Origin of the sequence: Paractinoplanes polyasparticus (assembly GCF_019710575.1) — a bacterium.
In the GTDB taxonomy this organism is placed as follows: domain Bacteria; phylum Actinomycetota; class Actinomycetes; order Mycobacteriales; family Micromonosporaceae; genus Actinoplanes; species Actinoplanes polyasparticus.
The window spans coordinates 12,781-36,556 of record NZ_JAHWFK010000040.1; the positions used below are offsets into that span (position 1 = coordinate 12,781).

Annotated in this window: 20 protein-coding genes, 1 tRNA gene and 1 pseudogene; 15 read left to right on the forward strand and 7 right to left on the reverse strand. The window is 65.7% G+C overall.

Annotation, left to right across the window (positions count from 1 at the left end; all coding sequences use genetic code 11):
• The first annotated feature begins 3 nt into the window (after window positions 1–3).
• The 4 genes from KXC43_RS33530 to KXC43_RS33545 all read left to right on the forward strand — a co-directional run bounded on the left by KXC43_RS33530 (window position 4) and on the right by KXC43_RS33545 (window position 1,931).
• The gene (locus tag KXC43_RS33530; RefSeq protein ID WP_221380228.1) at window positions 4–672 is read left to right on the forward strand and encodes a zinc metalloprotease; all 669 of its coding nucleotides are present in this window, start codon (window positions 4–6) and stop codon (window positions 670–672) included.
• A gap of 79 nt (window positions 673–751) precedes the next feature.
• Window positions 752–1,039, forward strand: a complete 288-nt coding sequence (locus KXC43_RS53295; RefSeq protein ID WP_369076965.1) for a hypothetical protein — start codon at window positions 752–754, stop codon at window positions 1,037–1,039.
• A gap of 92 nt (window positions 1,040–1,131) precedes the next feature.
• Window positions 1,132–1,587 (forward strand): zinc ribbon domain-containing protein, encoded by a 456-nt coding sequence (locus KXC43_RS53300; protein ID WP_369076966.1) that lies wholly within the window; start codon window positions 1,132–1,134, stop codon window positions 1,585–1,587.
• A gap of 83 nt (window positions 1,588–1,670) precedes the next feature.
• On the forward strand, window positions 1,671–1,931 hold the full coding sequence (locus KXC43_RS33545; protein ID WP_221380231.1) for a hypothetical protein: 261 nt from the start codon (window positions 1,671–1,673) through the stop codon (window positions 1,929–1,931).
• Between the two features lie 40 nt (window positions 1,932–1,971).
• Here the strand turns inward: KXC43_RS33545 and KXC43_RS33550 are convergent, their stop codons facing one another.
• Window positions 1,972–2,388 (reverse strand): nitroreductase/quinone reductase family protein, encoded by a 417-nt coding sequence (locus KXC43_RS33550; RefSeq protein ID WP_221380232.1) that lies wholly within the window; start codon window positions 2,386–2,388, stop codon window positions 1,972–1,974.
• A 353-nt stretch (window positions 2,389–2,741) separates the two neighbouring features.
• Here KXC43_RS33550 and KXC43_RS33555 point away from each other — a divergent pair.
• The 4 genes and pseudogenes from KXC43_RS33555 to KXC43_RS33570 form a co-directional block, all read left to right on the forward strand.
• A pseudogene (locus KXC43_RS33555) lies at window positions 2,742–3,567 on the forward strand (segregation and condensation protein A); the annotation flags it as partial.
• Between the two features lie 1,270 nt (window positions 3,568–4,837).
• The gene (gene scpB / locus KXC43_RS33560) at window positions 4,838–5,641 is read left to right on the forward strand and encodes an SMC-Scp complex subunit ScpB (RefSeq protein WP_438870931.1); all 804 of its coding nucleotides are present in this window, start codon (window positions 4,838–4,840) and stop codon (window positions 5,639–5,641) included.
• Complete coding sequence (locus tag KXC43_RS33565) at window positions 5,628–6,365, forward strand: pseudouridine synthase (RefSeq protein WP_221380233.1); 738 nt, start codon at window positions 5,628–5,630, stop codon at window positions 6,363–6,365. Before scpB ends, KXC43_RS33565 begins: the two co-directional genes overlap by 14 nt.
• 58 nt (window positions 6,366–6,423) lie before the next feature.
• Window positions 6,424–6,873 carry a DUF4383 domain-containing protein gene (locus KXC43_RS33570; RefSeq protein ID WP_221380234.1) on the forward strand — a complete coding sequence of 150 codons (450 nt, stop codon included), beginning with the start codon at window positions 6,424–6,426 and terminating at the stop codon, window positions 6,871–6,873.
• 188 nt (window positions 6,874–7,061) lie between these two features.
• On the opposite strand, the gene KXC43_RS33575 is transcribed toward KXC43_RS33570, so the two are convergent.
• On the reverse strand, window positions 7,062–7,289 hold the full coding sequence (locus tag KXC43_RS33575) for a hypothetical protein (RefSeq protein WP_221380235.1): 228 nt from the start codon (window positions 7,287–7,289) through the stop codon (window positions 7,062–7,064).
• A gap of 148 nt (window positions 7,290–7,437) precedes the next feature.
• Between KXC43_RS33575 and KXC43_RS33580 the strand changes: the two genes are divergently transcribed.
• Window positions 7,438–7,725: a hypothetical protein gene (locus KXC43_RS33580; protein WP_308129379.1), complete on the forward strand. Its 288-nt coding sequence runs from the start codon at window positions 7,438–7,440 to the stop codon at window positions 7,723–7,725.
• On the opposite strand, the gene KXC43_RS33585 is transcribed toward KXC43_RS33580, so the two are convergent.
• Window positions 7,715–8,659 (reverse strand): NADP-dependent oxidoreductase, encoded by a 945-nt coding sequence (locus tag KXC43_RS33585; RefSeq protein ID WP_221380237.1) that lies wholly within the window; start codon window positions 8,657–8,659, stop codon window positions 7,715–7,717. The two genes, KXC43_RS33580 and KXC43_RS33585, sit on opposite strands and share 11 nt — an antisense overlap.
• A gap of 86 nt (window positions 8,660–8,745) precedes the next feature.
• Between KXC43_RS33585 and KXC43_RS33590 the strand changes: the two genes are divergently transcribed.
• On the forward strand, window positions 8,746–9,333 hold the full coding sequence (locus KXC43_RS33590; RefSeq protein WP_221380238.1) for a TetR/AcrR family transcriptional regulator: 588 nt from the start codon (window positions 8,746–8,748) through the stop codon (window positions 9,331–9,333).
• 140 nt (window positions 9,334–9,473) lie between these two features.
• On the opposite strand, the gene KXC43_RS33595 is transcribed toward KXC43_RS33590, so the two are convergent.
• A complete protein-coding gene (locus KXC43_RS33595) occupies window positions 9,474–10,133 on the reverse strand; it encodes an enoyl-CoA hydratase-related protein (RefSeq protein ID WP_221380239.1) in 660 nt (219 codons plus the stop codon).
• Window positions 10,134–10,240: 107 nt separating this feature from the next.
• On the opposite strand from KXC43_RS33595, the gene cmk reads away from it, so the two are divergent.
• From cmk to KXC43_RS33620, 5 genes are all read left to right on the forward strand, one after another.
• The gene (gene cmk / locus KXC43_RS33600) at window positions 10,241–10,921 is read left to right on the forward strand and encodes a (d)CMP kinase (protein WP_308129380.1); all 681 of its coding nucleotides are present in this window, start codon (window positions 10,241–10,243) and stop codon (window positions 10,919–10,921) included.
• Window positions 10,918–12,306, forward strand: coding sequence for a ribosome biogenesis GTPase Der (der, locus tag KXC43_RS33605; protein ID WP_308129381.1), 1,389 nt, complete (start codon window positions 10,918–10,920; stop codon window positions 12,304–12,306). Before cmk ends, der begins: the two co-directional genes overlap by 4 nt.
• A gap of 50 nt (window positions 12,307–12,356) precedes the next feature.
• Window positions 12,357–12,430, forward strand: a tRNA-Pro gene (locus tag KXC43_RS33610).
• A 307-nt stretch (window positions 12,431–12,737) separates the two neighbouring features.
• On the forward strand, window positions 12,738–13,679 hold the full coding sequence (locus KXC43_RS33615) for a tyrosine-type recombinase/integrase (RefSeq protein ID WP_221380241.1): 942 nt from the start codon (window positions 12,738–12,740) through the stop codon (window positions 13,677–13,679).
• Between the two features lie 981 nt (window positions 13,680–14,660).
• The gene (locus tag KXC43_RS33620; RefSeq protein WP_221380242.1) at window positions 14,661–17,384 is read left to right on the forward strand and encodes a DUF1156 domain-containing protein; all 2,724 of its coding nucleotides are present in this window, start codon (window positions 14,661–14,663) and stop codon (window positions 17,382–17,384) included.
• A gap of 243 nt (window positions 17,385–17,627) precedes the next feature.
• Here KXC43_RS33620 and KXC43_RS33625 read toward each other — a convergent pair whose 3' ends face one another.
• The 3 genes from KXC43_RS33625 to KXC43_RS33635 form a co-directional block, all read right to left on the reverse strand.
• A complete protein-coding gene (locus KXC43_RS33625) occupies window positions 17,628–19,106 on the reverse strand; it encodes a TIGR02710 family CRISPR-associated CARF protein (protein ID WP_221380243.1) in 1,479 nt (492 codons plus the stop codon).
• Between the two features lie 627 nt (window positions 19,107–19,733).
• Window positions 19,734–21,764, reverse strand: coding sequence for a coiled-coil domain-containing protein (locus tag KXC43_RS33630; RefSeq protein ID WP_221380244.1), 2,031 nt, complete (start codon window positions 21,762–21,764; stop codon window positions 19,734–19,736).
• Window positions 21,765–21,786: 22 nt separating this feature from the next.
• On the reverse strand, window positions 21,787–23,772 hold the full coding sequence (locus tag KXC43_RS33635; protein WP_221380245.1) for a GmrSD restriction endonuclease domain-containing protein: 1,986 nt from the start codon (window positions 23,770–23,772) through the stop codon (window positions 21,787–21,789).
• Window positions 23,773–23,776: the final 4 nt, after the last annotated feature.

Sequence of the window (23,776 nt, forward strand, 5' to 3'; positions counted from 1 at the left end):
CCTGTGTTGTACGCCCTCGGCGAGCCGGTGGCCTTTGTCGCCCTGGTTCTCTCCTTCCTGCTCGCGCTCGTGCTGCGCGCCGTCGCCATCCGGCTGACCGCCCGCAGCCTCGGCCTGGCCGAACGCCGCGACTCGATCACGCCCCGCCTGCGCGAGGACGTCGACCCGTTCGGCGCCGTCGCGGCCGCGATCGGCGGCATGGGCTGGGGCAAGATGCTCTCGGTCGACGAGGTGCCCCGCTACCGCGGCAAGGCCCGCGCCATCATGGTGTTCGCGGCCGGGCCGGTGCTGTGCATCGTGGTCTCCCAGCTGATCCTGCTCGGCTACGCCCTGGCGTACCCGGAAAACGTGTTGTCGTTAATCGGACCGGCCGACGTGCTGCTCGGCATCGGCCTGCCGATCGTCCACCAGGTCGTGTTGTCCCTGGCCGTGGGCCTGTTGTGCTTCGGCCTGCTGGCACTGATCCCGATCCCGCCGCTCGACGGCTTCGGCATCCTCTACAACGCCGTGAACAGGCCCGGCCGCGGCATGCAGTGGATGCGGCTGTGGTTCGAGGACAAGAACATCGGCGTATTGGTGCTGCTCATCCTGTGCCTGTTCCCCTTCGGAGCACCGTTCCTGCTGCAGCTGCTCAACGCGCTGGGCCTGGTCTTCGTCCGCGTCTGGGGGTAGTCCGCATGACGGGTCCGGTTTGAAGGCGATCCAGGCGTACCGGTACGCCCTCGACCTGACCCCTGCGCAGCAGCGCGACGTGTTCGCTCACGCCGGGGCAGCGAGGTTTGCCCACAACTGGGGATTGGCCCGGGTCAAGGCGGTGATCGACCAGCGGGCGGCCGAGCGTTCCTACGGTATGCCGCAGGATCGGCTCACGGAGCCGGCTGTCGTGGTCGTTGCCCGCGCTGCGAAGAGCCTGGAATGCCGCGAAGGCCGACGTGGCTCCGTGGTGGCGGGAGTGTTCCAAGGAGGCGTTCAACACCGGTTTGGATGCACTCGCTCGAGGGCTGAAGGGCTGGTCCGATTCGCGGTCGGGCCGACGTAAGGGCCGCGCAGTCGGATTCCCCCGATTCAAGTTAGTATGGGACGGTCTTCGTCGAAGACCTCAACGTCATCGGCTTGGTCGCCAACCGTGCAATGGCTCAACACATCGCCGATGCTGGGTTTGCGGAGATTCGCCGCCAACTGGCCTACAAGACCGCCTGGAACGGCGGTCGGCTACTCGTGGCCGACCGCTGGTTTCCGTCAAGCAAGACCTGCTCCGGCTGCGGCACGGTGAGAGCCAAGCTGGCCCTGTCCGAGCGGGCGTTCCCTTGCCAGGCGTGCGGTCTGAGTATGGACCGTGACCGCAACGCTGCCCTGAACCTCGCCGCGGTCGCGGTCGCGTTCGACACCGCCGGGAATGGCCCGGTGGCAGGACGTGGAGCCGACCGGAAGACCCGCGTACGCGGGCAGGTGGCTGTGAACCGTCAACCGGGCACCGCATCCGCGGGTCGGACCGGGACCGTCCCACCGCAAGGAGGGACTACGGACCACCCGCTCGTTACGGCGGGCGGGGACGTAATGGTAATCCCGGAATCGTGCCTCCGGTGAAAACCTGGAGGCGATCTGTAGCGGGCAAGGCGCACTCTGTAGTCGGTCCACTTACGTCGGCTCATCCACCGGAGTTGATCGAGATGCGAAGCCAGATGCTCGCCGCCCGCGCCGCCGCCCTGTTCGCCAGCGACCTGCCGTCCGGATCCCGGCCCAGCGCCGCGGTCGTGGAAAGCGCGATCGCTGTGTCCGTCCGCCGCTGCGGCGGCACCCGGGGGTGTGTGGCTGCGCTGGCCGCGGCCTACGGCGACTACCCCGAGACCGCCGTCGTGCGCATGCGCTGGGCGCGAAGCGTGGTCCAGAGCGTGTACGAACCTTCGCCGGCGCTGGTGCTGGCCGCTTGAAGTACGGGGAGCGGCCCACGGACCGCTCCCCATCGAGAGGTCAGCGGACGGTGATCACGGCCATCGGGAACTTACGGTCGGTCTTGGTCTCGTAGTCGGCAGCGTCCGGCCAGTACGCCTTCCATACGCCGTACAGGCGCTCCCAGTCGTCGTCCCGGCCGGGACGGGCGACCCGGTGGTCGGCCTGCACGGTCTCGGCGCCGAGCTCGATGGTGACCGGGCCGTCGACAGCCTCGAGGTTGGCGACCCACTGGGGGTCGTCCGGCGCACCGCCGGCGCTGCCGCAGACCAGGTACGAGTCGCCGTCGGGCGCCGCGACGAGCGGGTTGATGGTCACCTTGCCGGTCTTGCGACCCGGCGTGTGCAGCAGGAGGGTGGTCTTGCCCTCCCAGTGACCGCCGAGCACGCCGTCGTTGGCACGGAAGTTCTCGATCACGGTGTCGTTGAACGAAGCCATGATCCGAACGATAGTTGACCGCGGTAATTTCCTCCGTCGACTGTGACTCAGTCTGATTTCCGTTGTGTTCGACGGAGCTTCCGATATGCCCGGTTGTCACCAGTCACCCACCGTCGCCTCCGGCGTTGATCATCAGGAGCGATGGGAGTTGACCTGTGAGGCGGGAGCAGGTTGTCGGAGCCGTGGTCTACGGTCAGTTCGTGCCCGAAGAGTCGACCCATCCGCCCGCCTCCGTGCCGGTGACCGACGCCGACACGGCGCCGCTCGCCGAGGCCGACACGGCGCTGCCTGCCGACTCCGCCGCGCCGCTCGCCGGCTCGGCTGCGCCGCCGCTTGCTGCCCACGGCGTTCCGGTGAATGCCGATGGTGTCGTTGTGGACGCCGAGGGCAATCCGGTCGACGACGGCAAGTTCCTCGTCCGGCTCGACAACTTCACCGGGCCGTTCGACCTGTTGTTGCAGCTCATCGGCAAGCACAAACTCGACGTCACCGAGGTCGCGCTGCACCAGGTGACCGACGACTTCATCGCCTACATCCGGGCGATGGGCGACAACTGGGACCTCGGCGAGGCCAGCGAGTTCCTGCTGGTCGCGGCCACGCTGCTCGACCTCAAGGCGGCCCGGCTGCTGCCCGCCGCCGACGTCGAGGACGAGGAAGACCTGGCCCTGCTCGAGGCGCGCGACCTGCTCTTCGCCCGGCTGCTGCAGTACAAGGCCTACAAAGAGGCCGCGTCGCACATCATGGAACTCGAGATCAACGGCATGCGCCGCTGGCCCCGGGCCGTCTCGATGGAGCCGCGGTACGCCGAGGCGCTGCCCGAACTGGTGCTCGGCGTCGGCCCCGAGCGCTTGTTCAAGCTGGCCCTCAAGCAGTTCTCGCCCAAGCCCGGCCCGCCCGAGGTTTCGATCGCCCACATCCACCAGGTCCGGGTCAGCGTCCGCGAACACGCCACCCTGCTGCGCGACCGCCTGCGCCGCGCCGGCCACGCGACCTTCACCCTGCTCGTCGCCGACTGCGACAACACGCTCGAAGTGGTGGCCCGCTTCCTGGCGTTGCTCGAGCTCTACCGCGAGGGCCTGATCGACTTCGAGCAGCCGGTCTCCCTCGACGAGCTGACAGTCCGCTGGATCGGCGGCGATGCCGGCGACGCAGAGTTCGACATCGACGACTACGAGGGAAGCAAGCCCGACCCCGACGCCCCCGAAAGTGAGCCCGCGTCCGAGGATGACTCCGCGTCCTCAGCGGAACTGCTTGTCGGCGGGATCGACCTCGACGATGACAGCGACTTCGACGACGCTCCCGCGTCAGTGGACGAGCCGGCTGCCGCTGACGGCTTGAGCGGTGGCGCCTGGGATTCGGGCGACTCCGACAGCGAGCCGGGCGATGCTTCCGAGCCCTTGGCTGAATCGGTCGGCGCGGGTGGCGGGCTGGGCGGGGCTGGGGCTTCCGGGAGTGAGCGGGATGTTGTGGCGGGCCTGCCTGACGGCGCCGGGGAGTTTGACGACTCCGGGAGCGAGTCCGATGGCGCCGTTGATCGCGCCGATGTCGTTGGGGAATCGCCCGGATCGGGTAGTGCCGAGGCGGATGACCGACTTGACGTGGGCCGCCGACTTGATGATCTTGGCGAGGAAGACGACGACGCGAGGGGACGAGCGTGAGCGACGACGAGCGGCAGGACTCACTTGCGGCGCAGGCCGCGGCCTGGGTGCCGCCGTGGGAGCGAGCCCCGCGGGCGCCGGACCGGGCCTATCAGGCCGCAGCCGAGGACGAAGCGCGTGCGGGAACCGACGCCGGCGCGGCGACGGCTTCCGCCGAATCTGACGGCGCGGACGGCGACGGCGCTGGGCATCGCACGGCCGACGCTTCGGCTTCCGCTGATCTTGACGGTACGGACGCAGACGGCGCTGGGCGTCGCACGGCCGACGCTTCGGCTTCCGCCGATCTTGAGGGCGCGGACGGCGACGGCGCTGGGCGCCGCGCGGACGACGCGGAGTGGGTCGAAGCCGACTCGGCGGTTGCTGAGGGGCGTGACGCTGGCGCTGGGGGGACCGCTGCCTTTGACGCTCGTGCGGGTGGGGGACGGGCCGACTCGGGGCCCGCGGTGGGGGCTCCCGAGGACACGGAGTCGATCGCCGAGTCGGGGCTGTCGGATGACGACGACGACTTCGATCCGGCTTTCGAGGGGGCTGACCCGGCTGTCGCCACCACGGACGACGCGGCGGGGGTGGACGCCGAGGTCGGCTTGGACGAATCGGTGAGCGAGGTCGAGCCGGTCGACGTCAGGCCGGGGCCTGAGCTGCCGTTGCCGGAGTCGATCGAGCAGGCCGCGGCGGCGGCGGACGAGGACGAGCCCGGGACTCCCGTCGATGCGCCGCTGCCTCCGGAGGGCGACGACGCGGGCGATGTCTTCGATGCGGCGGCCGACGACGACGTGAGCGACGACGGCGAGATGGATCTGCCGTTCGCCGACGAGGTGCCGGTGTCCACGTCCGAGGACGACCCGGAGGACGACGTCGTCTTCGACGCCGAGGACGACTTCGACGACGACGAGCGGGACGACAGTCCGGAAGAGCCGGCGGTGGCCGCGGCCGAGCCGGCGGTCGCGGACGCGGCGGTGCCGGGCCAGAAGCGCCGGGCGGCGAAGACTGACGGCACGATCGATGAAGCCGGTCTGCGTACAGCGGAAATGGACCTTCCGGGCCTGACCGACGACGCGGAGCTGGCGGCGGCGCTCGAGGCGATCATGCTGGTGGTCGACGAGCCGGTGGCCGAGTTGCAGCTCGCGCAGATTCTGGAGCAGCCGACCGAGCGCATCGCGCTGATGCTCGACAACCTGTCGGCGCGGTACACGGCGGCCGGGCACGGGTTCGACCTGCGGCGGGTGGCCGGTGGCTGGCGTCTCTACACGCGGCCGGAATACGCGGCGTACGTGGAAAGGTTTGTCCTTGACGGGCAGTCTGTGCGGCTGACCCAGGCGGCGCTGGAGACACTGGCTGTGGTCGCCTACAAGCAGCCGGTGACCCGGTCGAGGATCAGCGCCATCCGAGGTGTGAACTGCGACGGGGTCATGCGTACGCTTGTCACCCGCGGCCTGATCGAGGAATGCGGCACCGAGAGCGAAACCGGGGCACACCTGTATCGCACGACGGGGCTGTTCCTCGAGAAGCTCGGCCTCAACTCGGTCGACCAGCTGCCGCCGCTCGCTCCGTTCCTGCCCGACGACGTGGAAGAAGTGCTTGATGCCACAGGCTGACACCGCCGAACGCCTCCAGAAAGTCCTGGCGGCGGCCGGTGTTGGATCCCGCCGCGCCTGCGAAGACCTGATCTTCCGCCGGCGCGTCACGGTCAACGGCAAGGTCGCCAAGCTCGGCGACAAGGTCGACCCCACCAAAGCCGAGATCCTCGTCGACGGGCAGCGGGTGATCACCGACACCAAGCTCGTCTACCTGGCGCTGAACAAGCCCCGCGGCGTCGTGTCGTCCCTCGACGACGAGAAGGGCCGCAACGAGCTCGCCGACTTCGTCGGCCAGTTCGACGTGCGGCTGCACCACGTGGGCCGGCTCGACGCCGACTCCGAGGGCCTGCTGCTGATCACCAACGACGGCGAGCTGACCAACAAGCTCACCCACCCGCGGTACGAGATCCAGAAGACGTACCTGGCCGAGGTCATCAACGGCCCGCTGCCCCGCACCGTGGGTCGGCAGCTGTTGTCCGGCGTCGAACTCGAGGACGGCCCGGCCAAGGCCGACTCGTTCAAGCTGGTCGGCGCGCTGGGCAAGACCGCGCAGGTCGAGATCGTGCTGCACGAGGGTCGCAAGCACATCGTGCGCCGCATGCTGGAGGCGGTGGGTCACCCGGTCACCCGCCTGATCCGCACGGCGGTCGGCCCGATCCGCCTGGGCGACCTGCGTCCCGGCGGCTTCCGCCACCTCTCCAACGCCGAGGTCGCCGCTCTGTTCAAGGCCGCCGAAGACTGACGTTTGTGCCCGGTCGATCCGGGCAACCGGTCCGTCCCCTTAGGAAGGGACGGACCGCATGGCCACCCATTCAGCGGCAGGCGCTCCCGCCGCCGTGCGCAGCCCGGTACGCACCACCGCGCTGACCGTCAGCGTCGTTTTCCTGTTGGTCGGGCTGGCCGGCTTCATCCCCGGCATCACCACCAACTACGGCGAAATGACGTTCGCCGGCCACCACTCGGACGCGCTCCTGCTCGGCGTCTTCCAGGTATCCGTGCTGCACAACATCGTCCACCTGCTGTTCGGGGTGGCCGGCCTGGCACTGGCTCGCACCGCCTCGGGTGCACGGGCCTTCCTGATCGGCGGCGGGGCCGTCTATCTGGTGCTGTGGCTCTACGGATTGGTGGTCGGGCAGAATTCGTCCGCCAACTTCGTGCCCATGAACAACGCCGACGACTGGCTCCACCTGATTCTCGGCCTCGGCATGATCGCTCTGGGGTTCCTCACCTCGCGGCGTGTCGCTCGCTGACGGTGCGGGGGCCGGATCATCGATCCGGCCCCCAACGGTCATCCCTGCTCTTTGTCGCTGCTCGGCGCTGGTTCGCGTCGCTGGTCGATCCAGCGTTTGGGGCCGGGCGCTGGTTGGTGTCGCTGGTGCCCAGTGCTTGGCGCTGGTCCCCGATCGTGTCGCTGGTCTACGCGGCCGCGCGACGCTGGTCAGTCGGGCCGGTAATTAGGGTCGTCGCCGGCCGTGCGGCGAGTGTCGTATGCGGCGCGGTGCACCTCGGAGGGCTGCGAGTCCTCGTCTCTGTTGCCGCGCTTGTCCTCCGGCGCCAGGTCGCCCTGGTCGTCGGCGGGTTGTTCCACGGAGTGCCCGGGCGGTCGCAGCGAAGCCTCGTACGCCGTGGCGCCGTCGGGCTCGTCGGTCGGGTGATTGTCGGTCATGTCCCCGGGGTTCCCGAGCCACATGCGAGCAAACAGGTGTGATCCTCAGCTGATCGGGCATGCCGCGCGCCATGGGAACGGTGGTTGCGCCCGGCGGATGGACTGCTGATCAATGGGGCACGGCTGCGCCAGGTTGGCGAGCGGGCGAGTGCGCGTTGTGAACGCGGTGGCAGCGTCGGGCGAGTGGATCGGGCCGGACGGCGTGCGGCAGCCGGGCGGCGAGGTGCACGCCTGGCGGCAGGGCACGAATCAGACCGTGTGCGGTCTGGCGCTGAGCCGCAGCCGGCTGCGCCGCTTCCCGCATGTGCCGTTCGACTTCCGCGCCACCGACGTGATCACGCCGGAGGACCAGGTGCGCCACATCTGCCCGCGCTGTGTCGCGGCGACCTCACGGCGGGGCGAGCGGAACTGGACTCGGATTTCGCCTAGACCGTGATCACCAGCTTTCCGACGGTGTGGTTACCGGCAAAATCGGTCAGCGCCTGGACGGCGCCGGTCAGCGGGTAGGTCGCGGTGACTGTCGGCGTGAGCGCGGCGACCTCGGCCATGCCGCCGAAGCGGCCGTCGAGATCGAGGACCAGCTCGAACCGGAGGTCGCTGCGCTCGATCATGTCGGGACGCGGGGGCGGGAACGTGATGGTGAAGAGCCGGCCGCCGGGGCGGATCGCCGCCGCTGCTCGTTGCAGCCGGTCGGTCGGCAACACCAGGTTCAGCCCCAGATCTCTGCTGGTGGGGTAGTCGTCGTCGTAGCCGATGACCGTGTGGGCGCCCAACTTGCGGAGCAGCGGCTCGTCGGCGGGGTGACCGGTGGCAGTGACGGTGACGCCGGCCTGGCTCAGCAGAGGCAGGAGCGTGGTGCCCACGCCGCCGGTGGCGCCGATGACCAGAGCGGTTTCGCCCGCCCGGGGCTCGGCAGTGGCCATCAGCGCGCGTGCAGTGAGCCCGACGGTGGGTAGCGCGGCGGCGTCGATCCTGCTCAGGGCTGGGGGCCGGGGCGCGATGAAGGGGGTGCCCGCCTCGAACACGGCGTATTCGGCCAGCGTGCCGGTGGTCATCGACGGGTTGACGCCGGCCATGGCGCGCAGCGCCCGGGGGACGGCGTGGCCGAAAACCTCGTCGCCCACCCGGTAGGCGGCGACGCCCGCGCCGACGGCGGACACGGTGCCGGCGAAGTCGTTGCCGGGCACGTGCGGGAACGTCAGGGGCGCTTGGGCTTTGTAGACGCCGCTGGGGATGACTATGTCGCCCGGGTTGACGGACGCGGCGGCGATGCGGACTTGGATCTGACCAGGGCCGGGTTCGGGAATCGGCAGGTCGGTGAGGGCATAGCTTTCCGGTGGGCCGTAGTCGGTGGCGACGATCGCTTTCATGGGTTTCCTCCTGGAGGTAGCAAGCGGACCGTGCGGTCAGGTTAGTCCTAAGCGGACCGCGCGGTCAACTTGCTAATCTCGTCGCTGTGACACCCGACCGGCCGCTCCGCGCGGACGCTGCCCGCAACCGCTATGCCCTGCTCAAGGCCGCTTCCGAAGAGTTCGCGGAGCATGGGCTCGACGCCTCCGTGGCCGACATCGCCCGCCGCGCCGGCATCGGCAAGGGCACCGTCTTCCGGCATTTCCCCACCAAAGACGTCCTGCTCGCCGCCGTTGTCCTCGACCGGATCGACGGGCTGGCTCTGCTCGCGCGCGAGTTGCTGACCGCTGCGGACCCGGGAGCGGCCCTGCTCGAGTTCATGGAGTCCGCGGCCGGTCGTCAGCGCCAGCTCGACCTGTCGTTCCTGCGCGATGCCGGCGGCGTCAACGACCTGCTCGACGACACCCGGTCGGAGCTGTTCACGGCGATCACGGCCCTGGTCGACAGGGCGAAGGGGGCCGGCGCCATCAGGCCCGACATCACCGGCATGGACGTGATCCTGCTGATGTGCGCGCCCAACTACGTGGTCAGCTTCGTGCCCGACGCGCCATCCGACCTGTGGCGCCGCTACCTGGGCATCATCTTCGACGGCCTGCGTCCCGAGGGCGCGCGGCCGCTGCCGTCGGTGAGCTGACCACGGCCCGGCCGACCGCCATCACGTGCGTGCGCTACGGCCTGGCCACCCACTCAGGCCGCAGCGCCAGCCGCCGGAGGCGGGGTGCTGCGCTCGTGCGGCGGGGAGCTTGATGGCGCGTACCCCCGCGATATTGATCTTCAGTCGAGAGTTTGCAGGGCCTTGAGGACGGGCGCGTAGAGGCGGGTTTTGATCGTTTCGAGCGTGGGGCCGGCCTTGCCGACCTGGGCCGCGGCGAGGGTGATGGCGGTGCTCAGGACGTCGGGCTCGGGCGCCGCGTGGTCGACGATCTTGCGGGCGTACGCCTCCTCGCCGCCGAAACGGCGGGCTGTGACCATCGCCTCATGGGCCGTCTGCGGGGTCAGGCGAGATTGGACGAGCGCTGACATTCCGGGCGTGAAGGGGATGTTGATGTCCGCCTCGGGCAGGCACCAGAAGCCGCGGTCGGCGCGCATGATCCGCAGGTCGTGGGCGAGCGACAGCATGGCCCCGGCGGCGAACGTGTGGCCCTGGAGAGCGGCGACCGTCACGTAGGGGAGGGTGAGCATGCGCGCGAAAAGGGCTTGGACACGCAGGCCGTACGGGGTGAATTGCTCGGGGTTGTCGCCGAGCCACTCCAGGTCGAGGCCGTTCGACCAGATCTTGCCGCGGGCCGTGGTGACCAACGCGTGCGGACCGTCGGTCTTGGCGATCTCGTCGAGGGCGGACTCGATTCCGGTCAGCCAGTCGGGATGGAAGCGGTTCTCGTTGTCGCCGAGATCGAGGACGAAAACGGCATCGTGGCGCTCGAGGGTGGGCATGGTGGCTCCCTTCGCGTTACTGGCGAGTAACATACCCTAGTTCGTCGCCCTGTAGTGCTCCGGGCACAATGGGAGGGTTGGTCGGGCGGGCAAACTCAGGAGGAACGGTGGCAGAAGTTGTACGGCCGGAAAAGTGTGTGGTCGCGGTTGACGGCCCCTCCGGTTCCGGCAAGTCCACCGTGTCCCGGCGGCTCGCCACCCGGATCGACGGCGTCTACCTCGACACCGGCGCCATGTACCGGGCCGTGACCTGGGCCGTTCTGCAGGCCGGGGTCGACCTCAACGATCCCGACGCCATCGCGAAGATCGCGCTCGAGACCGAGTTGTCGATCGGCACCGACCCGGCCGCTCCGCATTTCGCCGCCAACGGCGTGAACGTCGACGCCCCGATCCGCGGCGCCGAAGTCACCCAGGCCGTGTCGGCCGTGGCCGCGGTCCCCACCGTACGCAAGCACCTGGTGGCCCTGCAGCGGGCGATCATCGCCGGGCACCCGCGTATCATCGTCGAGGGCCGCGACATCGCCTCGGTCGTCGCGCCGGACGCCGACCTCAAGGTCTACCTGACTGCTTCCTCGGCCGCGCGGGCACAGCGCCGCAGCTCCGAGGACGCCGCCGACGTCGCCGCCACCGAGGCCGACCTGGCCCGCCGCGACAAGCTCGACTCGTCCCGCAAGACCGACCCGCTCCGCCAGGCCGACGACGCCGTCGAGGTCGACACGACCGGCATCGGCATCGACGAGGTCGTCGCGTACCTTTTGGAACTTTTGAACAGCAAGGTGAGTTCGTGAGCGAGGCTCCGATTTTCGAGGTCGACGAGACGGTGGACGACACGGGCCCAGCCCCCGTCGTCGCCGTCGTCGGCCGCCCCAACGTCGGCAAATCAACCCTGGTCAACCGCATCATCGGCCGCCGCCAGGCGGTCGTCGAGGACGTACCCGGCGTCACCCGCGACCGCGTGCCCTACGACGCGCAGTGGAACGGCCGCCGCTTCACCGTCGTCGACACCGGCGGCTGGGAGCCCGACGCCAAAGACCGGGCCGCCGCCATCGCCAACCAGGCCGAGATCGCCGTGCAGACCGCCGATGTGGTCGTGTTCGTCGTCGACGTCACCGTCGGCCCCACGGACGTCGACGAGGCCGCGGTCAAGATGCTGCGCCGCTCCCACAAGCCGGTCATCCTGGTCGCCAACAAGGCCGACAACCAGTCCCTCGAGATGGAAGCAGTGTCACTCTGGTCCCTGGGCCTGGGCGAACCACACCCCATCTCGGCCCTGCACGGCCGCGGCTCCGGCGACCTGCTCGACGACATCCTCAACGCGCTGCCCACCCCACCCCCGATCGTCGAGGGCGGCCCCCGCGGCCCCCGCCGGGTGGCATTGGTCGGCCGCCCCAACGTCGGCAAGTCGTCACTGCTCAACCGCGTGTCCAAGGAGGAACGCGCGGTCGTCGACTCGGTAGCCGGCACCACGGTCGACCCGGTCGACAGCCTCGTCGAAATGGACGGCGAACTCTGGCAATTCGTCGACACGGCAGGCCTGCGCAAAAGAGTCAACCAGGCTTCCGGTACGGAGTACTACGCCTCCCTGCGCACAGCGGGAGCCGTCGAGGCCGCCGAGGTAGCCGTAGTGCTGCTCGACTCCTCCGAAGTCATCTCGGAACAGGACCAGCGAGTCCTGACCCAGGTCGTAGACGCCGGCCGCGCGCTGGTCATCGCCTTCAACAAGTGGGACCTGGTAGACGCCGACCGTCGCATCTTCCTCGACAAGGAGATCGACCGAGAGCTCAAGCGCATCCCGTGGGCCATCCGGGTCAACATCTCAGCCAAGACCGGCCGGGCCGTGGACAAACTGACCCCCGCCCTGCGCAAGGCCCTGGCCTCGTGGGAACAGCGCGTGCCAACCGGTGCCCTCAACCAGTGGCTGACAACATTGACCCAGGCCACCCCCCACCCCGTACGCGGTGGCCGCGCCCCCAGAATCCTCTTCGCCACCCAGGCCGGCGTCGCCCCACCGCGCTTCGTCCTGTTCACCACCGGCCCGCTGGACGCCGGCTACCAGCGCTTCATCGAACGCAAGCTCCGCGAGGAGTTCGGCTTCGAAGGTTCCCCCATCGAGGTCTCTGTGAAGCCCCGCAAGAAGACAGGCCCGGGGGGTCGCGGCAAGGCCCACGGGTAGCACTTGCTAAGGTATCTGAGTTGCCGCGCGGTGTTGGTGCCGGGCGGCGGCGGGCTGTAGCGCAGCTTGGTAGCGCACTTGACTGGGGGTCAAGGGGTCGCAGGTTCAAATCCTGTCAGCCCGACCGTAAGAGGGTTTTCGCAGGCCAGAGGCCATGTGAAAGCCCTCTTTCATTTTGTCCTATCGATGAATGAGTGTCTTGGAGCCCTTGACTCGTACGGGTGACATCAGCTGAGATTGCGCCGTGCAGGGCTTATCTTCGCAGGTCAAAGGCACGTTGAGCGGCTAGCACTGCCGGACACGGACTCCTTGACTGGGTTGATCGTGCGTGATCCTTCATATTTCCGCAGGTCAGAGTCTGTTCATGGAGTCTCGGGTCGCAGCGGCCAGCAGGTCGCTCAGCGAACCCATGACTCGGGAGTGTGACCACAATGTCGCTACTAGACCTGGACAGACTGACCGCGGGGCTCGATGAAGACCCCTGGGCACGGCTCCTTCGGGACTGGGACAGTTCCCTTCGTGCGGCGAATCATCCGGAGAGCACCCGCTACAACTACCTGCTCGCCGCCGTTCAATTCGCTCGATTCCTTGCTGGCTCCGGCGACGCGCGCGAACCGGCGGCGATCGGGCGAAAAAACGTGGAGGCCTTCCAGATCTCGGTGATCGAAACCCGTTCCGCGGCTACGGCTTTGAACAAGTACAAGGCGCTGCAGCAGTTGTTTCGATGGCTGGTTGAGGAAGGCGAGATCGAACAGCCGCCGATGATGCACGTGAGGAAGCCCAAAGTCGTCCAGAAGGTGGTCCCGGTGATCTCCGATCAGGACACTCGCCGCGTGCTGCAGGCGTCCGCCGGAAATGACTTCGTGCAGCTTCGGGACGAGGCGTTGATCCGGATGTACGCCAATACTGGAGCAAGGCTGTCGGAGATCGGCGGTCTGCGGCTGACCGACGTTGACCTCAAACTTGAAGCGGTCCATCTGCACGGCAAAGGCGGCAAGGACCGATGGGTGCTGCTCGGCCCGAAGACCGCACGGGCGTTGCGCCGTTATCTGCGTTCCCGGGCACGGCGGATGGGAGCTGCGGACATTGCGGAGCTATGGCTTGCGGCACGGGGCGCGCAGCCGTTACAGCCGAATGGCATCAAGATCCGACTCAAGCGATTGGACGACCGCGCCGGCGTCGGCAACGTATACGCACATCGGTGGCGACACAGTTTCGCCCACGAGTGGAAACTGCGGGGCGCCGACACCGGCGATCTGATGCTGGTCCTGGGCTGGTCGTCAGACGAGACGCCCCGCCGATACGGCGCCAGCGCCGCTGCTGAGCGTGCCCAGCAGGTCCACGCCCGCCTCGGCATCGGTGAGCGTTTCTAACCCAAGGTCGAGCGGTCGGCATCAACTCTGTGGTGCGCGGTGCGACGATCCGTCGGGTACTTGGTGTTCTTGCTGGCGGTTGAATTCTCGGGGGCTTCGATCTGCTCTTCGTGGCGCAGGAGGGTCAGCCAGCGGCGGACCGTCTGGTCGGACAAGCCGGTCCGGTGAGCGAGTTCGGCGCGCAGTCGCAGGTGCCGAGAGCGTGAAGGATCTCTTCTCTTCGGTCGGCCGGCGTGTGCCGGTCCGCGCGGTGGGCGGCATCCGGGTTGAATTGCTGGGCGAGCCTGTAGCGGGCCCACCTTTGCGTTCCGACCTGCTGGAGGAGTTTCGCGGGCGACCAAGTCCTGTAGTTCGACCGTGGCCTTGGGGGAGCCCAGGCCGGTCAGTTTCCGGTATTTGGCGTTGTCGATGATGCGTCGGAGTGCAGGACGCCGAGGGCCAGGCATTAGCTGTAAGTGCGTCCGTCCTGCCCCAAGCTGCCGATCAAGCGTAAGACGTCGTCGCTGAGCAGAGCATGGTTGGAAGGTCACCACGTACGAGGAGATGCGGTCGTCGAACTCGCAGGTTTCGACGATCTCGGTCAGTTCGTCCGCGTCCATCGTGGCTTACATCCCGGCAGCTATCCCGCCTCTCCAAAGGGTTAGCACGTGCGTTAGGCCTCCGTCCAGCTGCGGTGCTGAAGCCACCATCGGTCAGCCGACGTGGCGCGTGCCGGTCGGACGGAGCTCCGAGTCTGACCAGCCGGCGCGCCGAATGGCGATAGGAAGCAGCTGGCCAGGGTCGGCACGCCCCGTCTGGCAAGGGCTGCCGGCCCAGCCCCTTCAACTTCGTCGATACCCCCCGGTCGACCATGCGGGTCCGTCGAATATTAAGTGTCAGATATCTTACTTTAAGCGACCATGCGGACACCGAACGTGATCGATTGAAGTCAATCTCTGCTTGTTGGCCCTGCGTTGGGGGGCCTGACGGGAGGTTGTCGTCGTGTCCGATGGCTACAAAAGAAAGCTTATCGAGGTTTCCCTGCCTCTTGAGGCGATAAATAAGGAATCCGCGCGCGAAAAATCAATTCGCCATGGACACCCGTCAACAGTTCACCCTTGGTGGGCCCGTCGTCCCTTGGCGGCATGCCGTGCTGTGTTGTTTGCGCAACTTGTTGATGATCCATCATCGAAACCCGAACTTTTTCCCACGCTAGAAGAGCAGGCTGTGGAGCGTAAGCGGCTGCACGCTCTCATCGAGCAGCTAGTGGTCTGGGAGAACGCCAATGATTCCGATATTATCGCCAGGGCTCGGCGTGAGGTGGCTAGGAGCCTAGGGGATTCCCCTCCCTCGATCATGGACCCTTTTGCGGGTGGTGGTTCAATCCCGCTGGAGGCGCAACGTCTTGGCCTGGTTGCGTTCGCCTCAGATCTCAACCCGGTCGCCGTCTTGATTAACAAGGCCATTCTGGAGATTCCGCCGAGATGGTCCAACAGGCCTCCGGTATCGTTAGGTAATTCCGAAAAAAAGCGCTCCTGGGTTGGTTCGCTGGGGCTCGCCGAGGATGTGCGGCATTACAGCGGCTGGATCCGCGATAGAGTGCAGGAAACTTTGAATGCGCTGTACCCGCAAGCTACCTTGCCCGATCGGTCGCGGGTGCCAGTGGTTGCCTGGATTTGGGCGAGAAACGTCCGATGTTCAAACCCTGCCTGCGGAATACGCACGCCTTTGATGCGTTCTTGGTGGCTTGCCAAGAAGCCCGGCAAGGAGGCGTATTTAACTCCGTCTGTAAATGCTAGAGATGTTCGCTTCTCGGTTTCCAGTGACATGGCGAGAAGTCCTGCTAAAGAGGATGATGGGACGATGCGTCGCGGCGGTGCCGTTTGTGTCGGCTGCAGCGAATTCATATCCTTGTCACACATTCGCGCAGAGGGAGAAATGAAGCGAATCGGCGTGCAACTGGTGGCAATCGCCGCCAAGGGGGACCGGCGTCGAATCTATCTCGAGGCAGATGAAGAGCAGATTGCCTGCTCTCGGGTCGAGCCGCCGGCCACAGCACCGGTTGAGCAGCTGACTTCTGATCCGCGGAACGTCTGGTGTGTGAATTATGGTCTCAAGCTTATTTCTGATCTATTCACCAGCAGGCAGCTCGTGATGCTTACTACGTATTGTGAATCTATCCGCCAAGTACGTGAGAAAATATATAGGGATGCCTTAGCTGCCGGATTTGGCTCAGAAGGCAAACGCTCGGAGGCCCGTGCGTACAGCGACGCTGTTGCGGTCTATCTTGGGCTCGCCCTTAGTAGAGTGTCGTCGACAAACTCCAGCCTATGCCGTTGGAACCCGCATCCCTCTAAAGAAAGCGTTAGTGATGTTTTCGCGCGACAAGCAATACCGATGGTTTGGGACTTCGCAGAAGGAAATCCATTTTGCGCTGGACCCTCCGACTATGGGCAAAGCGCAGAGTGGATAGCGCGGGCCCTTGATGCCTTAGTGGTAGGACAGCCTGGATTTGCTATTCAAGCCGACGCTGCCAAAGTGAAAAAACCGCTAGGGGTCGTGCTTTCTACCGATCCACCCTATTACGACAACGTTGGCTATGCAGTCTTGTCAGATTTCTTCTACGCCTGGCTCCGGAAGACGGTAGGCGATCTTTACCCGGAAATGTTCCAGACGTCTTTGACGCCGAAGGCCGACGAGCTTATAGCAGATCCCTCACGACATGGCGGCAAGGCTGAAGCTGCCCGGTTCTTCCGCCAAAAATATGAAGAAGTCTTTACTTGGCTTCGTAACGGTGCGCCAGACGATCTTCCTGTGACGATATATTACGCCTACAGGCAGTCCGAAGACGGTGATGTAGATCAGGTTTCAACCGGCTGGGAAGTATTCTTGGATGCGATGCTTCGCACGGGTTGGTCCATCCGAGCTACGTGGCCGATTCGGACAGAGCGAACCGGCCGAATGCGAGATATTGGCGCTAACGCCCTAGCTTCATCGATCATTCTGGCTTGTCGGCCGCGACCGGATACTGCGGGCACTACCGATCGTCGAGGCTTTATTAGAGAGTTGCGAGAAAAATTGCCAGATGCTTTGATAAGTCTGGAGCAGAGCAACATTGCTCCTGTCGACCTAGCTCAGGCGGCTATAGGCCCCGGCATTGCGGTATTTAGCAATTATGCCCAGGTCGTTGAAGTCGATGGATCGCCGATGAGTGTCAGAACGGCTTTGGCATTAATAAATCAGGTCCTTGGTGAAACATTGGCAGAGCATGAAGGCGAGCTTGACGAGAATAGTCGTTTCGCTCTTAAGTGGTTTGCGGAGTACGGCTGGAGAGAGGGAGAATTCGGCGATGCGGAAAGCCTTTCTAAGGCCCTTAATGCATCGATGCATCGACTGAGTCGTCTTGGCATTGTGTCGGCAAGAGCTGGCAAGGTACGACTTGTTGCGCCGACTGACTTGCTAGGAATGGACGGGTTGTCCGCCAATCAGGAAAGTCCCGTGCTTTGGAAGATCTTGATGGAGTTGGTCAGGCGTGTGGAGAGCGAAGGGTTGCAGTCAGCGTCAGAGTACCTTTCAGTAGCCGCAGATGTTGTTCCGAGTGTCGATTCCATTAAAGACATGGCCTATTTGCTGTTTTCCGTCTGCGAGCGGCGCCGGTGGACCAAAGATGGCGTAGCTTTTAATCATCTGGTTACGTCGTGGGCGGATCTGCAGCAGCCTGGGTAGCCCCGACTGGGCTCTTCGCCTATTAGTGCCTCGTCTTTGAGCGTTGGCGGCGTAATCCGTCGGTTCTGATCGGTGTCCTGCGGGCTGTTCCTCTCCCTGTTTTGGGAGGTAATGTCGGGCGGGTCGACGCCCGCCTACCTTCAAGGAGGTAGGCGGGAAGAGTTTGGGGGAAGCGCTGCTAGGCGTACTGCTCAGCCCAGTCGTCGGGGCACCTTGAGCCGAGAGATCCTCCCCTCCGGCATCTCAGGGGTCCACCACAAATTTCAGAGTGGCAATTCGGTCGTCAACGTTCTCATCGGCGAAATCGAGTGCCCAAAAGGCTCGCACGCTGCGCGTGGCAAGCCCTCCCAGCTCATTGCTCAGGGATTCATCAATGGTTTCAGTTCCGTGGGCAAGTACAGACTTGTTACGCGCCGTGAGTTGGCCCTTGAAGTGCCTTAACGCCTTCTCGGAGGTCAAGCCGATCTTCCTGAAGAGGGGGTCGTTGAGCACGAAGAGTAGAAGGACGGCCTCCATCAAGCCGATCGGGGCTGGCAGGGCCGCTGCTTCCGTCCCATGGACGGCTTCAGTGGCGGCTCGGTACCGTGCTCGTAAGTCCCCCTGGTCCCTGCCGAGCAGTCGATAATCAGGAGTTGCGGTGCGGAAACCAGGGGCAAGGCGGGCGAGGCGCTGCGCGAAGCAGCTCTCGATGGTGCGGTAGTAGAGCAGGGCCGCGAAGTCGTGCCGGCCAAGGCCACGGTAGTGCTGGCCGAGTAGGTAGAAATTGAGTAGAAACGATGGGCTCTCGCGCTCGGTCCGTGGCGCGCCTGTGAGGGTGTCGAGGAACACCAGTTGGTCTCGCACTCTCTTGGCAACCGTAGGCGTGACACTGTAGCCGGGATCGCTCAAGCGTTCTCGCATTACCTGCGCCCGTGATTGCAGAGTCTCCAGGTTTAGGTCACACCAAGACTCATAGACCGACGCGAGATCACGCAGAAAGCGCGCCCGAGCCGGTTCGTAGGCTGTCTCCGCGATCTCGGCAAATCGGGCCTGGGCGGCGGCGTAGGCGCCATGCCGGAAGGCGACCAGTGCAGCCTCCATCTCGCGGTCACCGAAGAGGGTAGTGGGGTTGGGAACGATGACCAGCCGCTCGGTACCCGGTATGGAAAGCCGCATCTCCGGGTCGAAGGTGCTGTTGATGTAGCAGAGTGCGAGGTCCAACTGCGCTGCGGCCAGGGCAGCACTGGCACTCATCACCTTCTTGCCACCGGTGATGTCGATGACCGCCTTGAATTCTTCGGCCTCCGGGAAAGGCTGGGCCGCTTCCTTGATGAACTGGTAGATCCGTCGAGGGTCGACCGGATCGGTGTAGCGAACGTCGAGCCGAGACAGCGGTAGTTTCAGGGCTCGTTGGATGATGTCGACACTGGTCCGGGCTTCCTCGGAAGCAATGATCATAAGACGCCGAGGGCGCAGCAGCTCAAAGGCGAGGATCGTGGTCTCTGGGGAGAAGCCGGAAAGACTAACCAGAAGATCGATCGGCTCACGAGGGATGTCCGCGGAGTTGCGCTTCGCTTGTTCGATGGTGGGCTCGAGGAGCTGCTCAAGCCGGAAGCGGCGAGCTTGTTCCGCGGGCGGGCCGTCGCCGTACTGTTCTTGACCGCGGAAGATCCGTTGGAGTCGGGCGCTTAGCTCAGGCAGAGAACTCATCGAGGATAAACAATAGTTGTTCTGGGTGGCCATTGCAGCCCCCGCGAAGGTAGCTCCGCCTTAGACGGCCTTCACTTGGCTTGACGGGCCTTCACCGAGACCGGTCGTTGCCCTCGCAGGCCGATAACTCAGCAGAGGCCGCTCAACGAGGACTGACCTCAGACGTTCCTCCGGAGTCCCACCAGGTGTTCGGGCGTGCTTGTCTGCTGTGTACTGGTGCCACCGGGACGGATGCCGCACGTCCAGTCCGACCGACCAGGCCGCGTGGTGGCCGAGGCTGTTTGCGTGATCGAGAAGCCAGTCGATCTGCTCCTCAGCGGCTGCGCGAGCTGAACGTAGGCCGCGAAGAACTCCCCAGCCGAACAGCAGGCTGTCGGTCGTTTCAAGCGCCTCGGCCAGCATGGGCCGAGAGACTTCCCACAAGTCGGGATTCCCGCCGAGCTCAACCACATGCTCCAGATTCTGGGTAGGGGCGTTGAGGAGGTTCGCGATCCTCAGGGCGGAAAATCCGAGGAGTCGAGCCGCTCGTTGTACAGCGTTGGTCGTCCGAGCTCCGGAGGTCAACGGAGGGCTCAGAAGCACGATGCAGATCGTTGGACTGGTCAATCGTCTTGCTTTCGTGGCGAGGCTCCCGGAGGGCATCTGGGGCCAGAGCGAAGGTCAGCGAAAGTTGGCGGTCGGGAGATGGTCCCCGACATATCCCACATAGATCCGTCCGGACCGACCGCCCGCATCATCGTGGAAGTGAATGCGGGGACACGGCGAACCGCCTTGCTGGATCTTGACATGGGCAGGCATGTAGAGGCGCCTGCCCGGGTCGACGATCGGAGGAACGGGGAAGGTTCGCGCTTCCCGCAGCTTCGGCATGCTGTTGGTGGTTTCCGACTCGCTTAACGCGGCCCAGGTCGCAGGCACAGCGAGACCGCCGGACAACGGTTCCTGACACCACGCCAGGAAGGAGTTGGACCAGGTTCCCGTCGCGCGGGCCTCGGCGTACGAGTTGAGCGCGGCCAGAGCCTGCCAGATTTTGAGGGCCCACCGCTCCGCCTGCGGGTGCACGTCTAGGCCGGCCGCCGCATCGGACGTCTGACCGATAACGAGAAGGGGCAGGTGATCGGCGGCCAGTTCCAGGGCTTCCACGACGCTGGTCGGTAGGGAGATTTCGTGGGGTGTCGCCTGGCCGGCCACGTGCACCTGATGAACGGAGAGCTCGGATTCGAGCCAGCGGATTCGGGCGCGCAGCCGTTCGTTGTCCCGTTCCAAATCGGCCAGGTCCAGCTCGCCGAGATCTCGTTCGTACCGTAGGGTTTCGATCTCTGCGCGGACTTTCTGTTCCTCGCCGAGTTGCGCGGTCAGCTCTTCGACCTCCGCGTACAGGAGAGCGATCTCCTCGTTGGCCTCCACCAGCTTTGCCGGGGCTGCGACCTCCAAGCGCGTTGCGAGCAGCAACTGTTGCAGCGCGCGCCGTTCCGCTTCCAACGAAGCAAGGTCGGAGGGGTCGTCTGCCAACTCGACAGGGCTCGGGTCGATGCCGGCCAGCGTGAGAGTGGCGCGTAGCAGCTGGTGGCCCTCCGCGCTTTCGGTGACCGCCGGCTGTGCCGGCCGGGTACTGGGATCACCTACCTGCGGCGACGGGTCCAAGTCCGGCAGGACGGATGGCTCGAACGGAGCAGAGAACAGCGGCGGCTGGGCGGTCGGTGGCCGGCGGTCGGCGACCGTGCGCTCTGCGGAGGTCCGGAACAGGGCCCGGCGTACCAGAGCAGACGAGGCCGGCGGGGTTCGCCGGGTGGACAGACCGAGAACCTGATCGCGTACGGCGTTAGCGGATCGTTGGCCGAGGGCTCGCATGGTTGCTGCGGACAACACGCGGTGGCGCCTTGGGAACGGCTCGTTCGGCATCAGCCCGGGCAGGTAGGCGCGCATCGCGCCGCCGTACACCTGCAGGTGAGGCCCGACGCGGCGGGAGAAGGCCCCGGCGGCTGTCGTGCTGTGCAGCCGAACCACGACCGCTACACCGGTTACATCCCTGGCAAGTCGGTCGGCGAACCGCTTCTGCTTCTCCTCGGTCTCCGGGTCCGGGCTGAAGACGATCACGGGGACTCGGCGATCCGAATCGAACAACCAACCACACAGCTCGCCGACGTGGCTTTCGGTGATGTCGAGGACATCGGACGTCAGCGGAAGAGAGGCGTCTGTTCCCTCCACTGCGGCGAGTAGGTCGCGGATCAGGCGCGGGCTGCCCGGGCGAACCGGCGCGCTGCCCTCGGCTCGGTCGTGCTCCAGGTCGAGCCAGACCCAGGGCCGGCTGGGCCAGTGTCCGTCGACACCGAAGAGAGCCTCGTCCGGCCTATCCTCCTCCGGGAGGAGGCTTTGTTGTTCGGCTTCATAGGGAACAGCGACGCGCAGGGACGTGGTCCAGGTAGTGCCGTCGGGAAGGAACTCCTGAAGCCGGAAGAGGGCCGCATGGAGTTTCCGCCCAGTCGCCTTCTCGACATGGGATCCGGCGGCGCCGTGAGCGACTCGGCGGACACCTTCGGCCCAGCCCTCGGCGTTCGTGCCCTTCAGCAGCGCGGCCGGAGTGACCGGAACACCCTTCCCGCTGGCCCACGCTGCGAACAGTTCCGCCGCCTGGTGCCGCAGGTCCGGTGCAGCCGAAGTGAACAGGCTTCGATAGACGAGGTCGGTCGCCACCTCGGGACGCGCCTGCCAGGGGCTAGTCACTGGCCGTCACCGGAAACCGTCGGCGGGGCCCGTCCCACGCCGGAATGTCAAGCAGCGCGGGTGCCTGGGAGAGCGGTTGGACGTCTGCACGTTCCCGTTCCAGAACGGCCTTCCAATCCGCTGCCGTCCCGGTGACCAGGAAAGGTCCGAGTTCGATCTGGAGGACGTCATTGTCGCTGCGGACGGCCACCTGCTGACCGGAGACGTCCAAGTCCGTGGAGATGTTGGCTTCCGCGTCGGCGACCGCGTTGTCCAAGGCGTTGGCCGAGAGCAGAGCCTTCCATTCAACACCGTGATCCTGGGCGTGAACGTAGAGCTTGGGATCATCCCAGGAGCTCTCGAAACGCACGAACTCCAGCGCGCACCCTTCGAGATCGTCGCCGGTGGATACCGCAACGTCGTCGAGCCACTTCGGGCGGAACTGGTTGATGAGGTCCGTCATCGAGGTAGCAAGCATCTGCCGGCGTGCGGCGAGGAATCTCCGGTAGGCGTCAGCGGTGCGCAGGTTCTCGTCCGAGGGGACGAAGTGGGCCACGAACTCGGCTGGATCCAGGGTGGGGAAGTAGACGGACGGCGACCGGTCACTGATCTTGCGGTTCGCGCTGGCGGAGATGAACGCCAGGTTCGCAAGGTCATTAATCTCGGCTTTGGTATACGTGTCCTTCAGAGTGGCACGCGGGTGAATGTGGTGGTATTCGATCTTGTGCCCGTCATCGCCGTCAGGATCGATGACTGTTCCGTAGAACCAGTCCTTCGCTCCGGCCCGCTTGGCCACCAGGAAGCTGAGGAAGAAGTACGGGCTTCCGGTCGAGCGCCCCACCAGGGCTCGCGGTGTCACGTCCACACGCGTTCCGACCAGGCCGAGGTTGGCGAGCATCGTGCGTACCGGCTCATCTTCCCGCGCGGCGGGGATGTCCTGGCCAAGAAGAGTGTCCGTGCTGCCGCTGTAGCGGTTGCCGATCGTGGCTGCCAGGAACCAGTAGAGGATTCCGTTCGCGGTGTCGGCGTCCATCGGCTCATTTGGCCGCTCGCCAAGAAGAACCACCAGGGGCAACAGCACCGCCATCGACGGGAGCAGGGAGCTGTGGGTGACACCCAGGTTGTTCTTGAGCAGCGGCACCAATTCCCGCAGACCGCGCTGCACTGTTGCCCAGCCGTGCGCCAATTCCTCGTCGGTGGCAGCTGCGAGTCGGGTGTGTGACCACGCGGAGAGGCCACGGCCGAGCACCGCTCCGGTCAAGGCGCGAGTGAGGAAGGTGACATCAAGATCGCCATAGGACCGGGCATGCCAGTACTTGGCTTCTGCCTCCAGCTTGGCGAGCACGCCCGGCCAGCGTGCCGAGAGCGTCGCCATGGCGAGATCGCTGGTTTTCAGCGCGCGGCCACCGCTGTTCACCCGTACGAAGATTTGCGCGACCTCCTCGTACGCTAGGTCGGTGATGATTTCCATGTGGTAGCCATACTTCGGCACGTTCATCAAGCGCTGCAGCCGCTTGCCGACCTGCTGCCGAGGTAGTTCGACGATGCTGTAGTCGATGCTCTCCATGACGTCGAGCAGATCAGCGTCGTCCCGGGACAGGTCGTAGACCTTGACCCAGCGGACATCCTTGCTGGTGGCCGCGCTCTGGTTCTGGAACGCCTCAGTCTCCACGTTGAAGACGATCTGCGCCTGAGGGTGGTCGGTCATCACCCGGTGCAGGGAGGTGAGTCGCTGCTGACCGTCCAGCAGGTAAAGCGGAAGCACCGCAGGCGCGGCGGTGGGGGCGTTCGCCGCCACCGCCCGCGTCTCCGGTGTCTCCGAGGTCCGCCAGAACAGCAGCGAGCCGGAGGGGTAGCCCCGGTAGAGAGACTCGATCAAGCGGGCGACCTGGGTGGGCTTCCACACGTAGGCTCGCTGGATCTCTGGCAGCCGGATTTCTCCGTTGGAGACCTGCTTGACCAGCGAGGCGATGTCCTTCTCAGTCTTCTCTACCGGCATGCCG